The sequence below is a fragment of the Streptomyces deccanensis genome (assembly GCF_022385335.1).
In the GTDB taxonomy this organism is placed as follows: Bacteria; Actinomycetota; Actinomycetes; order Streptomycetales; family Streptomycetaceae; genus Streptomyces; species Streptomyces deccanensis.
This window is the reverse complement of record NZ_CP092431.1, coordinates 2922796-2937454: the sequence shown is the minus strand read 5'-3', so window position 1 is coordinate 2937454 and position 14659 is coordinate 2922796. Positions and strand designations below refer to the sequence as shown.

14 protein-coding genes are annotated in these 14659 nt (G+C 70.4%); 11 read left to right on the top strand and 3 right to left on the bottom strand.

All coding sequences use genetic code 11. The features are described from left to right. Positions 1 to 103 precede the first annotated feature (103 nt). Positions 104 to 1072 carry a DMT family transporter gene (locus tag L3078_RS13075; protein WP_239753614.1) on the bottom strand — a complete coding sequence of 323 codons (969 nt, stop codon included), beginning with the start codon at positions 1070 to 1072 and terminating at the stop codon, positions 104 to 106. A 72-nt stretch (positions 1073 to 1144) separates the two neighbouring features. Between L3078_RS13075 and L3078_RS13070 the strand changes: the two genes are divergently transcribed. Further along, entirely contained in the window at positions 1145 to 2080 is a 936-nt protein-coding gene (locus L3078_RS13070) for a LysR family transcriptional regulator (protein WP_239753613.1), read from the top strand. Positions 2081 to 2302: 222 nt separating this feature from the next. Here L3078_RS13070 and L3078_RS13065 read toward each other — a convergent pair whose 3' ends face one another. Continuing rightward, positions 2303 to 3169: a phosphatase PAP2 family protein gene (locus L3078_RS13065; RefSeq protein ID WP_239753612.1), complete on the bottom strand. Its 867-nt coding sequence runs from the start codon at positions 3167 to 3169 to the stop codon at positions 2303 to 2305. Between the two features lie 132 nt (positions 3170 to 3301). Further along, positions 3302 to 4336, bottom strand: a complete 1035-nt coding sequence (locus tag L3078_RS13060) for a LacI family DNA-binding transcriptional regulator (protein WP_275593138.1) — start codon at positions 4334 to 4336, stop codon at positions 3302 to 3304. Between the two features lie 466 nt (positions 4337 to 4802). Between L3078_RS13060 and L3078_RS13055 the strand changes: the two genes are divergently transcribed. From L3078_RS13055 to L3078_RS13010, 10 genes are all read left to right on the top strand, one after another. Continuing rightward, entirely contained in the window at positions 4803 to 6074 is a 1272-nt protein-coding gene (locus L3078_RS13055; protein ID WP_239753610.1) for an extracellular solute-binding protein, read from the top strand. A gap of 87 nt (positions 6075 to 6161) precedes the next feature. Further along, positions 6162 to 7166, top strand: a complete 1005-nt coding sequence (locus L3078_RS13050) for a carbohydrate ABC transporter permease (protein WP_239753609.1) — start codon at positions 6162 to 6164, stop codon at positions 7164 to 7166. 13 nt (positions 7167 to 7179) lie between these two features. Further along, positions 7180 to 8088, top strand: coding sequence for a sugar ABC transporter permease (locus tag L3078_RS13045; protein WP_239753608.1), 909 nt, complete (start codon positions 7180 to 7182; stop codon positions 8086 to 8088). Positions 8089 to 8292: 204 nt separating this feature from the next. After that, positions 8293 to 9975: a glycoside hydrolase family 13 protein gene (locus L3078_RS13040; RefSeq protein ID WP_239753607.1), complete on the top strand. Its 1683-nt coding sequence runs from the start codon at positions 8293 to 8295 to the stop codon at positions 9973 to 9975. 202 nt (positions 9976 to 10177) lie between these two features. Beyond that, positions 10178 to 10396: a hypothetical protein gene (locus tag L3078_RS13035; RefSeq protein WP_239753606.1), complete on the top strand. Its 219-nt coding sequence runs from the start codon at positions 10178 to 10180 to the stop codon at positions 10394 to 10396. Positions 10397 to 10490: 94 nt separating this feature from the next. Next, entirely contained in the window at positions 10491 to 11471 is a 981-nt protein-coding gene (locus L3078_RS13030) for a cyanobactin maturation protease PatG family protein (RefSeq protein ID WP_239753605.1), read from the top strand. Between the two features lie 48 nt (positions 11472 to 11519). Beyond that, entirely contained in the window at positions 11520 to 11714 is a 195-nt protein-coding gene (locus L3078_RS13025) for a hypothetical protein (protein ID WP_239753604.1), read from the top strand. Between the two features lie 6 nt (positions 11715 to 11720). Beyond that, positions 11721 to 11912, top strand: a complete 192-nt coding sequence (locus L3078_RS13020) for a hypothetical protein (protein ID WP_239753603.1) — start codon at positions 11721 to 11723, stop codon at positions 11910 to 11912. A 181-nt stretch (positions 11913 to 12093) separates the two neighbouring features. After that, entirely contained in the window at positions 12094 to 12969 is an 876-nt protein-coding gene (locus L3078_RS13015; RefSeq protein ID WP_239753602.1) for a S8 family peptidase, read from the top strand. Between the two features lie 223 nt (positions 12970 to 13192). Beyond that, positions 13193 to 14575 carry an alpha-amylase gene (locus L3078_RS13010; protein WP_239753601.1) on the top strand — a complete coding sequence of 461 codons (1383 nt, stop codon included), beginning with the start codon at positions 13193 to 13195 and terminating at the stop codon, positions 14573 to 14575. Positions 14576 to 14659 lie beyond the last annotated feature (84 nt).

Here is a 14659-nt window from a genome sequence, read left to right as displayed (position 1 = left end):
GTGGTCGGGTGCGGGTGGGTGGGGGTTCTCGCGCAGTTCCCCGCGCCCCTCAAGGGCCTACGGCCCCTCCGGGCCGAAAAAGCAGGGACGCAGCCCCGGTTTTTCAGGGGCGCGGGGAACTGCGCGACCAGGCCCCACCCACCCGCACCCGACCACGCACCCCCGTACGGCCCGGGGCCCGTCGCGGCCTGGTCAGTGCCACCCCCGCCAGGACCACCACCATGCCCGCGAGCACCCGGGGCCCCACCCGCTCGTCCAGGAACAGCGCCCCCAGGGCGACCGACACCACCGGCAGCAGATAGCCGACCGTCGCCGCGCTCGTCGCTCCCTCGTCCGCGATCAGGCGGTAGTTGAGGTAGAAGGTGATCCCGGTCCCGAAGATCCCGAGGACGACCACCGCGAGCACGGCCGTCGCGTCGACCCCGGCCGGGCCGGCGCTCCCGGCGGGCCCGGTGTCCGCGGCCCACCCCGTCGTCGCCCACCCGGCCGCCGCCCACCCCGTCGCCGTCAGCAGCTGCGCGGCGGAGACGGCGAGCGGGGCGTCGCGGCCCGTCAGGTGGCGGCCCATGTACGCGAAGGCCACCGCGTAGCTGACGGCCGCCCCGAGCAGCGCGAGCGCGCCCCCGGTCATCAGCCCCGCCCGTTGCCAGGGCGCGAAGATCAGCAGGACCCCGGCGAAGCCGAGGAGGAGTCCGGTGAGGCGGGCGGGGGAGAGGGGGCGGTCCGTGCCGAGGACGAGGCCGAGGAGCAGGGCCCACAGCGGGGTCGTCGCGTTGAGGACGCCCGCCGTGCCCGAGTCGACGGTCTGCTCGCCGATGCCGAAGAGCGCGAACGGCAGGGCGTTGCAGAAGAAGGCGGCGACCAGGAGATGGGCCCAGGTCCGCCCGTCGCGCGGCAGGCGCTGGCGGGCGGCCAGGGCGAGGGCCAGCAGGACCGCCGCGCCCAGCGCGCAGCGCGCGACCGTGATCTGGAGCGGGGACAGGCCGTGGTTGAGGGCGAGTTTGATCCAGAGGAAGCCCGAGCCCCACAGGAGGGCGAGGAGGGCCATGCGGAGCGTGGACGCGAGAGGCATGCGCACCACGCTCGGGCACCGGATGCGTAAGGACAAGCACAGAATCCTGCATGGACCTTTAAGCTGGGCTGCATGATGGATGTGCGGCGGATGCAGGTGCTCAGGACCGTGGTGACCAGCGGCTCGGTGACGGCCGCCGCGACCGCCCTCGGCTACACCCCGTCCGCGATCAGCCAGCAGGTCGCGGCGCTGGAGAAGGAGGCCGGGATCGCGCTGCTGGAGCGGGTCGGACGCGGGGTGCGGCCCACGGAGGCCGGGCTGCTGCTCACCGAGTACGCCGGTGCGATCGGACGGCAGGTCGCCGAGGCGGAGGCCGCGCTGGCCGATCTGCGGGCCGGGCGCACGGGGCGGCTGGCCGTGCGGTACTTCGCCACGGCCGGCGCCTCCCTGGTGGCCCCCGCCGTCGCCCGGCTCCGCGCCGAGCACCCCGGTGTGCGCGTCGAGCTGAAGCTCATCGACCCCGACGATCCGCTTCCGGCGGTCAGGGAGGGGCGGGCCGACCTCGCGCTCGTCGTCCGGCCGCGCGGCGCCGACCCCGACGGCGTACGGCTGCTGCACCTGCTCGACGACACCTACCTCGCCGTACTGCCCGCCGCGCACCCCCTCGCCGAGCGGCCCGACCTCACGCTGGCCGACCTCGCCGACGAGCCGTGGGTCGGCAGCGAATGGCCGGGGCCCTGTCTGGACGCCCAGCTGGAGGCGTGCGCCGAGGCGGGCTTCCGCCCCCGGTTCGTGGTGGAGAGCGAGGACTACGCGACCGCGCAGGGCTTCGTCGCCGCGGGTCTCGGCGTCGGTCTCATCCCCCGCCTCGGCCTCGGCAGCAGCCACCCCGACGTCGTCGTACGCCGCTTCACGGGCGCGGAACCCCGCCGCTCCATCCACGCGGCCGTACGCGGGACGGCTCCGCCCCAGCCCGCCCTGCGGACGTTCGTCAGAGCGCTGAGGCAAGCGGCCGACGCCTCGCGGTCCCGGCGACCGGCACCCGCCGTCGACACCCACGGCACGTGAGTTGTCGGGTGCGGGTGGATGGTGGCTGGTCGCGCAGTTCCCCGCGCCCCTTGAGGGCCTGCGGCCACTCAGGGGCGAAAAGCACGGGGCGCAGCCCCTGCTTTTCAGGGGCGCGGGGAACTGCGCGAGTAGCCCCACCGGGCCCGCGGCCGACAACGCACGGCCCGCCCCGCGCACCCTTCGTCAGGGCCCTGAGGGAACCAGCCGGCGCCCCGGCCGGGGCTACACCTTGACCGGTTCCAGTTCCGGTTCCCGGATGTCGCCCGTCACCTGGCGCGGGAGTGCGTACGGCAGGGCGCCGTACCAGACGCGGGCCACCGCGTAGCCGAAGGCCAGGCAGATCATGCCGCCGACCGCGTCCAGCCAGAAGTGGTTGGCGGTGGCCACGATGACGACGAGTGTGAGCGTCGGGTAAAGCAGGCCCAGCACCCGCACCCACGGCACCGACGCCAGCGCGAAGATCGTGAGCCCGCACCACAGCGACCACCCGATGTGCATGGACGGCATCGCCGCGTACTGGTTCGACATGTTCTTCAGGTCGCCCGAGGCCATGGAGCCCCACGTCTGGTGGACGACGACCGTGTCGATGAAGTTCTCGCCGGTCATCAGGCGGGGCGGGGCCAGCGGGTAGAAGTAGTAGCCGACGAGGGCCACGGCGGTGGTGGCGAAGAGGACCAGACGCGTCGCCGCGTAACGCCCCGGATGACTACGGTAGATCCACACGAGGACACCGAGCGTGACGACGAAGTGCAGGGTCGCGTAGTAGTAGTTCATGCCGACGATCAGCCATGTCACCGAGTTCACGGAGTGGTTGATCGTCTCCTCGACCGCGATCCCGAGGTGGTGCTCCATCCTCCAGATCCAGTCGGCGTTCTCCAGCGCCTGCGTCTTCTGCTCGGGGACCGCGTTGCGGATCAGGGAGTACGTCCAGTAACTCACCGCGATCAGCAGGATCTCGAACCAGATACGCGGCCTGCGCGGAACCCGCAGCCGGTGCAGGAACCTCTGCTGCTCCGGCGCGTCCGTGACGGACCGCGGAGCGGCCTGCTCCCGGCCTTCCTCCAGTGTCGTCACGGTCGTTTCACCCATGGGCACAGAGTCTGCCAGAAATCCGGTACCCCACCGATCATCCTCTGGTCGGGTTCGTCACGCACGTTCGTCGGGGTAGTACCGAGAGCCCTCTCCTCCGTACGTACCGCATCGTCCCCCCATCTCTCCGTCTCAGGTACGAGAACGGTCCCCAGGCGCCGAGGCGGTCGACCCCCGCACCACCAGTTCCGGCATGAACACGAACTCACTGTGCGGCGCCGGAGTCCCGCCGATCTCCTCCAGCAGGGTACGCACCGCCGCCTGCCCCATCGCCGGGACCGGCTTGCGGACGGTCGTCAGCGGCGGGTCGGTGAAGGCGATCAGCGGGGAGTCGTCGAAGCCGACGACCGAGACGTCGTCCGGGACCTCCAGCCCCCGCTGCCGGGCCGCCCGGATCGCGCCGAGCGCCATCATGTCGCTCGCGCACACCACCGCCGTGCACTCCCGGTCGATGAGCGCCATGGCCGCCGCCTGGCCGCCCTCCAGCGTGTAGAGGGAGTGCTGGACGAGCTCGGACTCCACGGTCGCGGCCGCCAGCCCCAACTGGTCCTGCATCGTGCGGACGAAGCCCTCGATCTTGCGCTGCACCGGAACGAAGCGCTTGGGGCCGAGCGCCAGACCTATCCGGGTGTGCCCCAGCGACACCAGATGCGTCACCGCCAGGGACATCGCCGCCCGGTCGTCCGGCGAGATGAAGGGGGCCTGCACCTTGGGCGAGAAACCGTCGACGAGGACGAACGGCACGCCCTGGGCGCGCAGTTGCTCGTAGCGCTGCATGTCGGCCGAGGTGTCGGCGTGCAGACCGGAGACGAAGATGATGCCGGCGACCCCCCGGTCGACCAGCATCTCCGTCAGCTCGTCCTCCGTGGACCCGCCGGGGGTCTGGGTGGCGAGCACCGGCGTGTACCCCTGCCGGGTCAGCGCCTGCCCGATGACCTGCGCCAGGGCCGGGAATATGGGGTTCTCCAGCTCCGGGGTTATGAGGCCCACCAGGCCCGCGCTGCGCTGCCGCAGCCGGACCGGCCGCTCGTAGCCCAGCACGTCGAGAGCGGCCAGGACGGACTGGCGAGTGGTCGCGGCGACGCCCGGCTTCCCGTTCAGGACGCGGCTGACAGTCGCCTCGCTGACCCCCGCCTGGGCTGCGATGTCGGCAAGCCGTGTGGTCACAGCACTGGACTGTACCGGCCGGACCTGCGCTTGCCCACCGGCCCGGCGTCGGGTGCGGGCGGGGGTGCGGCCCACTGCGGGCTGCTGCGTCATCGCGGTCCCTCGTGATTCTGGTCGGTGTCCGTGGGGGCGCCCGCGTGCGGAAGGAGGTGACCTTCGCAAGGCGCTGACAGGGTGATGATGGCCGCCCCCGCCCGTGGTGGCAAGAGCTTGCAGAGTCTTGCACGGCCCCGGGAACCCCCGCTGAGCGGCCCTGATGGCAGGTTTCGGCCATGTCGAGCGCAGGTCACGGGCCGGTAACCATCGCCCGTTGTTGCAATTTTTTGCAGCAAGGTCTTTCGTCGCGCTTACAACGCTGTTACGTTCGGCCACGCCCGGCGGCGGCGATGGCGCGGCCGGAACTCGGCAGGAGCGGCGGACGGGGCCCTCCGCCCAGCACACGGGCTTTCACCCTCAAGGAGATCTCATGCGGCGTGGCATAGCGGCCACCGCGCTGGTGGCGTCGATCGCTCTCACGGCGACGGCCTGCGGCGGAAGCGACAGCGGCGACTCGGCCGACGGTCCGGTCACCATCACCTGGTGGGACACCTCCAACGCCACCAATGAGGCACCGACGTACAAGGCCTTGGTCAAGGAGTTCGAGGCCGCGAACAAGGACATCAAGGTCAAGTACGTCAACGTGCCCTTCGACCAGGCGCAGAACAAGTTCGACACCGCCGCCGGAGCCACGGGCGCGCCGGACATCCTGCGCTCCGAGGTCGGCTGGACGCCCGCCTTCGCCAAGAAGGGCTTCTTCCTGCCGCTCGACGGCACCGAGGCCCTCAAGGACCAGGACAAGTTCCAGCCCAGCCTGATCAAGCAGGCCCAGTACGACGGCAAGACCTACGGCGTCCCGTTCGTCACCGACACCCTCGCGCTGGTCTACAACAAGGAACTCTTCGAGAAGGCCGGCATCGCCGAGGCCCCCAAGAGCTGGGACGACCTGAAGAAGGCCGCCGCCACCATCAAGGACAAGACCGGCGTCGACGGCTACTGGGGCTCCACCCAGGCCTACTACGCCCAGTCCTTCCTCTACGGCGAGGGCACCGACACCGTCGACGTCGCGCAGAAGAAGATCACCGTGAACTCCGCCGAGGCGAAGAAGGCCTACGGCACCTGGCTGGACCTCTTCGACGGCAAGGGCCTGCACAAGGCGGACACCACCGCCGACGCCTACGCCCACATCCAGGACGCCTTCGTCAACGGCAAGGTCGCCTCGATCGTCCAGGGCCCGTGGGAGATCACCAACTTCTACAAGGGCTCCGCGTTCAAGGACAAGGCCAACCTGGGCATCGCCACCGTCCCGGCCGGCGGAGCCGGCAAGGCGGGCGCCCCGACCGGCGGCCACAACCTCTCCGTGTACGCCGGCTCGGACAAGGCGCACCAGGAGGCGTCGCTGAAGTTCATCAACTTCATGACCTCGGCGAAGTCCCAGGAGACCATCGCCCTGAAGAACTCCACGCTGCCCACGCGCGACGACGCCTACACCGCCGAGGTGAAGGCCGACCCGGGCATCGCCGGCTACCAGACCGTCCTCGCCGCCGCCCAGCCGCGCCCCGAGCTGCCCGAGTACAGCTCCCTGTGGGGCCCGCTCGACACCGAGCTGCTCGCGATCGCCGGCGGCAAGGAGTCCCTGGACAAGGGCCTCGGCAACGCGGAGACCGCGATCGCCAAGCTGGTCCCGGACTACAGCAAGTGATCCCCGGGGGCCGGGCCGCCGAGCGGCCCGGCCCTCCGGCAGGCCCGGCCCCCGATCTTCCCGTGATCTTCCAGAAGGTGTCGAACGATGACAGTCGCCATCGACCGAGCGACCGGCAAGCGCCGAGGTGAACCGGGCGGGCGCCCGGGCCCGCTGTCGCGTCTGAAGCAGTCGTACCAGCGGTTCTGGTACGCGTACGCGATGATCGCCCCGGTGGTCGTCGTGCTCGGCGTCCTGGTGCTGTATCCGCTGGCGCGCGGCTTCTACCTCACCCTCACCAACGCCAACAGCCTCAACTCGGCGCGCACCATCGGCGCCAACCGCATCGAGGCCACCTACGAGTTCATCGGCCTCGACAACTACGCCGACATCCTGTGGGGCCCGACGTCGTACGACCGCTTCTGGTCGCACTTCATCTGGACGATCGTCTGGACGGCGCTCTGCGTCGCCCTGCACTACGTCATCGGGCTCGGCCTCGCGCTGCTGCTCAACCAGAAGCTGCGCGGCCGCACCTTCTACCGGCTGATCCTGGTCCTGCCGTGGGCCGTGCCGACCTTCGTCACCGTGTTCGGCTGGCGGTTCATGCTCGCCGACGGCGGTGTGATCAACGCCGGCCTCGAAGCACTGCACCTGCCGGCCCCGCTGTGGCTGGAGGACACCTTCTGGCAGCGGTTCGCCGCGATCATGGTCAACACCTGGTGCGGTGTGCCGTTCATGATGGTCTCGCTGCTCGGCGGTCTGCAGTCCATCGACTCCTCGCTGTACGAGGCGGCGGAGATGGACGGCGCGAGCGCCTGGCAGCGCTTCCGCTACGTCACCCTGCCGGGCCTGCGCTCGGTCAGCTCCACCGTCGTACTCCTCGGCGTCATCTGGACGTTCAACCAGTTCGCCGTCATCTTCCTGCTGTTCGGCGACACCGCGCCCGAGGCGCAGATCCTCGTGACCTGGGCCTACTACCTCGGCTTCGGACAGCAGCCGCGTGACTTCGCGCAGTCGGCGGCCTACGGCATCCTGCTGCTGGCCATCCTGATCGTCTTCACCTCCGTCTACCGCCGCTGGCTGAACCGCGATGAGCAGCAGCTCGCGATCTGAGGCAGGAGCCACCATGAGCACGACCACCGTTGAGACCAAGGCTCCGGCGGACGCGACGCCGACCAGCGCCGCCCCGCGCAGGACCCGCAGGCGCGGCGAGAACAGCCTCGCCGGCTCCCTCGCCTCGCACGCGATCCTCGTCGTGGCGAGCCTGGCCGCGCTCTTCCCCATCGCCTGGCTGGTCTTCCTGTCCCTCGGGCCGGACAAGGACGATTACCTGCATCCCGGGCGCATCTTCGGCAAAATGACCTTTGCCAACTACTCGCACGTGCTCCAGGAGACACCGTTCTTCGACTGGCTGGTCAGCACCCTTGTCGTCTCCCTCGGCACCACCGTCATCGGGGTGCTGATCGCGGCGACCACCGGTTACGCCGTCTCCCGCATGCGCTTCCCGGGCTACCGGAAGTTCATGTGGGTGCTCCTGGTCACGCAGATGTTCCCGGTGGCCGTCCTGATGGTGCCGATGTACGAGATCCTGTCGGAACTCAAACTCGTCGACAGCTATCTCGGCCTCATCCTCGTCTACTGCTCGACGGCCGTGCCGTACTGCGCCTGGCTGCTCAAGGGCTACTTCGACACGATCCCCTTCGAGATCGACGAGGCGGGACGCGTCGACGGGCTGAGCCCCTTCGGCACGTTCGCCCGGCTGATCCTGCCGCTCGCCAAGCCGGGGCTCGCGGTCGCCGCGTTCTACAGCTTCATCACCGCGTTCGGGGAGGTCGCCTTCGCCTCGACGTTCATGCTGTCCGACACGAAGTACACCTTCGCCGTCGGTCTGCAGAGCTTCGTCAGCGAACACGACGCCCAGCGCAACCTGATGGCGGCCACCGCCGTGCTGGTCGCGATCCCCGTCTCCGCGTTCTTCTACCTCGTGCAGAAGAACCTGGTGACCGGGCTGACGGCGGGCGGCACGAAGGGCTGACCGCCGGGGCTGAGCCGCGAGGGCCGTCGGTTGTCTGCGGCTTCGTCGTGGCTGGTCGCGCAGTTCCCCGCGCCCCTTTGGGGCGCGGGTGGCGGTCACGGTGTCCATCCGACCCCGCCGGCACCGTGGCCGCCTCTGTCCCTGCCCTCCGCACCCGCTTCTGATACTTCCGAACCGATGACCCCGTTACGCACCAAGGACGCCATGAGCCAGCAGCACTCCGCAGCCGACCCGGCCACGACCTCTGCCCTCGCCACCACCCCGCGCAGCGACTGGTGGCGCGACGCGGTGATCTATCAGGTCTATCCGCGCAGCTTCGCCGACAGCAACGGTGACGGCATGGGCGACCTGGAGGGTGTACGTTCCCGACTTCCGTACCTGCGCGACCTCGGCATCGACGCCGTGTGGCTCAGCCCCTTCTACGCCTCCCCGCAGGCCGACGCCGGGTACGACGTCGCCGACTACCGCGCGGTGGACCCGATGTTCGGGTCGCTCCTGGACGCCGACGCCCTGATCCGGGACGCCCACGAGCTGGGCCTGCGCATCATCGTCGACCTGGTCCCGAACCACTCCTCCGACCAGCACGAGTGGTTCAAGCGGGCGGTGGCGGAGGGCCCCGGCTCGCCGCTGCGGGACCGCTACCACTTCCGCACCGGCAAGGGCGCGCACGGCGAGCTCCCGCCCAACGACTGGGAGTCCATCTTCGGCGGCCCGGCATGGACGCGGGTCACGGAACCCGACGGCACCCCGGGCGAGTGGTACCTCCACCTCTTCGCCCCGGAGCAGCCCGACTTCAACTGGGAGCACCCGGCGGTCGGCGACGAGTTCCGCTCCATCCTGCGCTTCTGGCTGGACATCGGCGTCGACGGCTTCCGTATCGACGTCGCCCACGGCCTGGTCAAGGCGGACGGCCTGCCCGATCTCGGCGCCCACGACCAGCTGAAACTGCTGGGCAACGATGTCATGCCCTTCTTCGACCAGGACGGCGTCCACGCGATCTACCGCGAATGGCGCCTGGTGCTCGACGAGTACGCGGGGGAGCGCATCTTCGTGGCCGAGGCGTGGACGCCGACGGTCGAACGCACCGCGAACTACGTCCGCCCCGACGAGCTGCACCAGGCGTTCAACTTCCAGTACCTGAGCACGAGTTGGGACGCGGCCGAGCTGAAGGACGTCATCGACCGCACGCTCGACGCGATGCGCCCGGTGAACGCCCCCGCGACCTGGGTGCTGTCGAACCACGACGTGACCCGGCACGCGACGCGCTTCGCCAACGAACCTGGCCTCGGCACGCAGATCCGCCTCGCGGGCGACCGCGCACTGGGCCTGCGCCGCGCCCGCGCCGCCTCCCTGCTGATGCTGGCGCTGCCCGGCTCGGCCTACGTCTACCAGGGCGAGGAGCTCGGCCTCCCCGACGTCGTCGACCTCCCGGACGAGGTCCGCCAGGACCCCGCGTACTTCCGGGGCGCCGGCCAGGACGGCTTCCGTGACGGCTGCCGGGTGCCGATCCCGTGGACCCGCGCCGGTTCGTCGTACGGCTTCGGCGCGGGTGGCTCCTGGCTGCCGCAGCCCGCCGAGTGGGCCGACCTGAGCGTGGAGGCCCAGACGGGCGTCGCGGACTCGACCCTGGAGCTGTACCGCACGGCCCTGTCCGTCCGCCGCGACCAGCGCGACCTCGGCGCGGGCGACTCGGTGGAGTGGCTCAAGGCCCCCGCCGGTGTCCTGGCCTTCCGCCGGGGCGACTTCGTGTGCGTCGCCAACACCACGAGCGAGGCCGTCCGGATCCCCGCGTACGGCCGTGTCCTGATCGCCAGCGGCGAACTGACCGTGACCGACGACGAGGCGAAGCTGCCGGGGGACACGACTGTGTGGTGGACGACGGGCTGACCTTCCGCGAGCGGCGGCGGCTAGGCCGCCGCGGTCGACCTTCAGGGCCCGCCACCCCAGCCCGGGGTGGCGGGTCCTGCCGCGTCCACCGGGTGGAGGGTCGGTCGAGGTGCGTCCCGGGGACCGCGGGAGGAGAGTGGAAAGGGGTGGGGACGCGTCGGGGGCGCCGAGTGAGATCGGTCAACACCGGGATGTGAGCTACATGGTTGACGGTGCAACGAGCGACCGGGAGCCCCGTCACGGCAAGTCCCGCCACCGCGTCCGTATCCCCGGCTTCGCCCACGACGACGCGGAGATCGGACTGGGCGACGCCGTCGCCCGGATGACCACCGCGATGGGGATCCGGCCCTGCGGCGGCTGCGGACGCCGGGCCGAGGCGTTGAACCAGTGGATGACGATCGGTGGCGGGCGCGAACGCTGAGCACCGTGCACGGCGCGAGCACGACCAGGCGGTCCGGTGCGTGTCCGCACCGGACCGGGATTCCTCCAGAGCCCGCGTGAGGAGTGACCGACCCATGGACCCCGAGATCACAGACGGCGCCACAGACGCGAGCCCCTCGCCGGAGACCCGGACCGGGACCGTGCCCGCCGCGCCCCCCGCGTCGTTCGATCCGGACGACGCCCACCCGCTGCCCGTCGAGTCCGGTGTCACGCAGGCCTGTTGCGGGTGCGCCGAGTCCGGCTCCCACGGCGGCGGAGGAGCGGGGCACGGCGCCGACACGACCCCCGGTTATGTGTACGTCCTCGGCCAGGTGCGCGCCGTCTTTCCCGATCTCTCCGTCCAGCACGAGTTCTTGCAGGCGGCCGGCGCCGGAGGAGCCCGTGACGCCAGTGACGCCGACGCCGTCCACCGCGTCCTGTCCGCCCCCGAGAACCGCTACCTGGCCCGGCAGATGTGCTACGTCCTGTCCGTGCAGGGCGTCGACACCTACATCCTGGAACCCGTGGACCCCACCGACCTGGACGACCTCGTGGAGGCCCTGCGCCCGGTCCGGGACTACCGTGACCTCGCCGTCGTCGTCGGGACCCTCGGCCCCCTCGTGCCGCCGGGCGCGTGTCAGGGACTCTCCGTGCCGGTCGTCCATGTCGAGAAGATCTGGGCCTTCGACAGCAGGGAGCTGATCGAGGCGATCGACCGCCCCGCGGACACCTCCCGCAAGGGGTTCGAGAAGACCGCCAGGGAAGTCCTCGACCGGGTGCTCCAGCTCAACAACAACGCGGGCCTCGACCCGGCCCATCGGGCCCTCAACTACCTGACGGTGCGGGAGCAGGAGATCTACCGCAAGACCAGTGAGATGCGCTCCGAAGGCTTCGTCCTGTCCGCGGTGGAGGCCGACTTCTCCCGGCTCAGCGTGGGGGCGCAGACCGTCATCACGGTCGTGTTCTCGTACACCCACCGCCAGACCAACGTCACCGAGAAGTGGTTCGTCCGCGTGGGTCTCGCGGGGCTCTTCCCCTTCCGGGTGACCCCCATCCAGCGCTACTACACCCGGTGAGCGACACATGGACACGAGAGCGACGAGAGAGGAAAGAGGCGAAGGGACATGCGTATCCCCGGATTCGCCGTCGGACCGACGGCAACCGGAGCGCGCGCCGGTGACCTGATGGTTCCCCAGCAGTTCACCTGCGAGGAGGAACTGGGGCCGGTCTGCCGCCACCGCTGCCGCCGTGCGCACGATCCCGGCGCGTGTGTGCGGAAGTGCCTGGCGAAGCTCTGCGAGGAGAAGTGGGAGAGGTGACCCGACATGAGCCTGCCAGGATTCACCACGACGGAACCGCCCGCCCCGGCCGGTGACCGGGTCGTGCCCCAGTTCATCACCTGTGAGGAGGAGCTAGGGCCGGTGTGCCGGATGCAGTGCAGGCGCGCCTGGAACCCCGCCGCCTGCGTGCGGGAGTGCATCGCGGAGAACTGCTACGGCCCGTATGAGCCCACATGACCCTCCCCGGATGTGTCCCGGCGGCTTCCGTCCCGCTCGCCCGCCGGGACGTGCCCCCCTACGAGGCGGTTGACGGTCTGGACCGTTGCGCTGCTGAGTGCCTCGGCGCCTGCGGTCCGCCCGAGCCCGTGCGCGAGTGAGTCCGGTCGTCCCGTCGGACGGCTGCGGAGAGGGGCGTGCCATGGACCCGTTGGAACTGGTGCGCCTTCCGCCACTCATGGCCCGCACCTCGGGCCGGCCCGAGATCGTCATCGGTGTGATCGACGGCCGCGTCGCCCCGAACCACCCCGCCTTCGCGGCCCGCGCGGTGCGGGAACTGGGGCCGGCCACCGACACGGGAAACTGCCGCCGCACCGACGTCTGCTGCGCGCACGGCACCGCCGTGGCCGGGATCCTCGTCGCCGATGGGGGCGTCGCCCCCCGCTGCACCCTGCTGTCACGGCCCCTCTTCACGGACCGTCCCGCCGACGGCGGCCCCGCGACCTGCCTGTCCGGCGTACGGACCGGGGAACTGGCCCGGGCGCTCACGGAGATCGTCGACGCGGGCGCCCATGTCGTGAACCTGAGCATGGCCCAGCCGGCGCCCTCCGGGATCCGAGACCACGCGCTGGAGGAGGCCCTCGACCACGCCGCCGCCCGGGGGGTGATCCTGGTGGTCGCCGCCGGTAACCAGGGCAGGTTGGGCTCCTCCGTCCTCACCGACCACCCGTGGGTCGTCCCCGTGACCGCGTACGACCGCGCCGGGCACCCCATGCCCCAGTCCAACCTCGGGAGGTCCGTCGGCCGCAACGGCGTCGGCGCCCCCGGCGACCGCGTCCCGGGCCCGGTCACCGACGGCCGCCCCCTCGTCCTGAGCGGCACGAGCGCCGCGGCGCCCTTCGTCACGGGCACGGTCGCCCTGCTGCGCTCGGCGTTCCCCCGGGCTACCCCGGCGGCCGTACGCTACGCGCTCACCCATGGCCCCGGCCGACGAGGCTCGGTGACCCCTCCGCTGCTGGACGCGTGGTCCGCGTACACGGCACTCCGCGACGGGGGCGGCATCCGAAGCCGGGCCTAGGCGCCCGTGGCGCCCAACACCCCTGTCTGTGAAGAGATTTCGCGCGCGTGAAGAAGGTGTGTCCGGAGGGTTGACCGTTTGACAAGTGGACTCGTACCTTCCTTCCGGCTGAAAGTTTTCAGCCATCTTGCAGCAAGAAACCGCAACGCTCTTGCCGCGCGGGCCCGTCCACGGCCCACGCACCTCCCCTTCGGACCCCTTCAACGGAGAAGGACCCCACAACATGGCCAGCAGAACCCTCTCCGGCGCGCTCGCCCTCGCGGCCGGCGCGTCGATCGCGCTCGCGGTGCCCACCACGACCGCGTACGCCTCACCCCCCGGCACCAAGGACGTGACCGCCGTCCTGTTCGAGTGGAACTTCGCCTCCGTCGCCAAGGAGTGCACCAACACACTCGGCCCGAACGGGTACGGCTACGTCCAGGTCTCACCGCCCGCCGAGCACATACAGGGCGCGCAGTGGTGGACCTCGTACCAGCCCGTCAGCTACAAGATCGCCGGGCGGCTCGGGGACGCCACCGCCTTCAAGAACATGATCGACACGTGTCACGCGGCCGGCGTCAAGGTCGTCGTCGACACGGTCGTCAACCACATGTCGGCGGGCAGCGGCACGGGAACCGGCGGCTCGTCGTACACGAAGTACGCCTACCCCGGCCTGTACTCCTCCTTCGACTTCGACAACTGCACCGCCACCATCAGCGACTACACCAACCGCGCCAACGTCCAGAACTGCGAGCTCGTCGGCCTCGCCGACCTGGACACCGGTGAGGAGTACGTCCGTTCGGCCATCGCCGGGTACATGAACAGCCTGCTCGGGTACGGCGTCGACGGCTTCCGGATCGACGCCGCCAAGCACATCCCCGCCGCCGACCTCGCCAACATCAAGTCGCGGCTGAGCAACCCGAACGCGTACTGGAAGCAGGAGGCCATCCACGGCTCCGGCGAGGCCGTCCAGCCGAGCGAGTACACCGGCAATGGGGACGTGCAGGAGTTCCGCTACGCCTTCGACCTCAAGCGGGTCTTCAACAACGAGAACCTCGCCTACCTGAAGAACTACGGCGAGGGCTGGGGCTACATGAACAGCTCGGTCGCCGGCGTCTTCGTCGACAACCACGACACCGAGCGCAACGGCTCCACCCTCAGCTACAAGGACAACGCGAACTACACCCTCGCCAACGTCTTCATGCTGGCCTACCCGTACGGCGCGCCCGACATCAACTCCGGCTACGAGTTCACCGACCACGACGCCGGCCCGCCCAACGGCGGTGCGGTCGGCGCCTGTTGGCAGAACGGCTGGAAGTGCCAGCACGCCTGGCCGGAGATCATGCGCATGGTCCCCTTCCGCAACGCCACCCGCGGCGAGGCCGTCACCAACTGGTGGGACAACGGGGGCGACGCGATCGCCTTCGGCCGCGGCAGCAAGGGTTTCGTGGCCATCAACCACGAGTCGAGCAGCCTCAGCCGCACGTACCAGACCTCCCTCGCGGCCGGCACCTACTGCAACGTGCAGAACAACACGACGGTCACCGTGAACGGCTCCGGCCAGCTCACCGCGACCCTCGGCTCCAACATCGCCCTCGCGATCTACGCGGGCAAGACCAGCTGCTGACGGTCCTGTAAGCCCTTGCCATTACTTTCAAGCCTCTTGCTGAAACGCTTTCGGCGGCGATACGGTCACGCGGGGTCGGACCCA

What these genes read in the sequence shown, in the direction of transcription:
- L3078_RS13075 (WP_239753614.1), bottom strand. Translation starts at nt 1,072, where the DNA reads ATGCCTCTCGCGTCCACGCTCCGCATGGCCCTCCTCGCCCTCCTGTGG.
- L3078_RS13025 (WP_239753604.1), top strand. Translation starts at nt 11,520, where the DNA reads ATGCGTATCCCCGGATTCGCCGTCGGACCGACGGCAACCGGAGCGCGC.
- L3078_RS13035 (WP_239753606.1), top strand. Translation starts at nt 10,178, where the DNA reads ATGGTTGACGGTGCAACGAGCGACCGGGAGCCCCGTCACGGCAAGTCC.
- L3078_RS13040 (WP_239753607.1), top strand. Translation starts at nt 8,293, where the DNA reads ATGAGCCAGCAGCACTCCGCAGCCGACCCGGCCACGACCTCTGCCCTC.
- L3078_RS13065 (WP_239753612.1), bottom strand. Translation starts at nt 3,169, where the DNA reads ATGGGTGAAACGACCGTGACGACACTGGAGGAAGGCCGGGAGCAGGCC.
- L3078_RS13070 (WP_239753613.1), top strand. Translation starts at nt 1,145, where the DNA reads ATGATGGATGTGCGGCGGATGCAGGTGCTCAGGACCGTGGTGACCAGC.
- L3078_RS13020 (WP_239753603.1), top strand. Translation starts at nt 11,721, where the DNA reads ATGAGCCTGCCAGGATTCACCACGACGGAACCGCCCGCCCCGGCCGGT.
- L3078_RS13030 (WP_239753605.1), top strand. Translation starts at nt 10,491, where the DNA reads ATGGACCCCGAGATCACAGACGGCGCCACAGACGCGAGCCCCTCGCCG.
- L3078_RS13015 (WP_239753602.1), top strand. Translation starts at nt 12,094, where the DNA reads ATGGACCCGTTGGAACTGGTGCGCCTTCCGCCACTCATGGCCCGCACC.
- L3078_RS13055 (WP_239753610.1), top strand. Translation starts at nt 4,803, where the DNA reads ATGCGGCGTGGCATAGCGGCCACCGCGCTGGTGGCGTCGATCGCTCTC.
- L3078_RS13010 (WP_239753601.1), top strand. Translation starts at nt 13,193, where the DNA reads ATGGCCAGCAGAACCCTCTCCGGCGCGCTCGCCCTCGCGGCCGGCGCG.
- L3078_RS13050 (WP_239753609.1), top strand. Translation starts at nt 6,162, where the DNA reads ATGACAGTCGCCATCGACCGAGCGACCGGCAAGCGCCGAGGTGAACCG.
- L3078_RS13045 (WP_239753608.1), top strand. Translation starts at nt 7,180, where the DNA reads ATGAGCACGACCACCGTTGAGACCAAGGCTCCGGCGGACGCGACGCCG.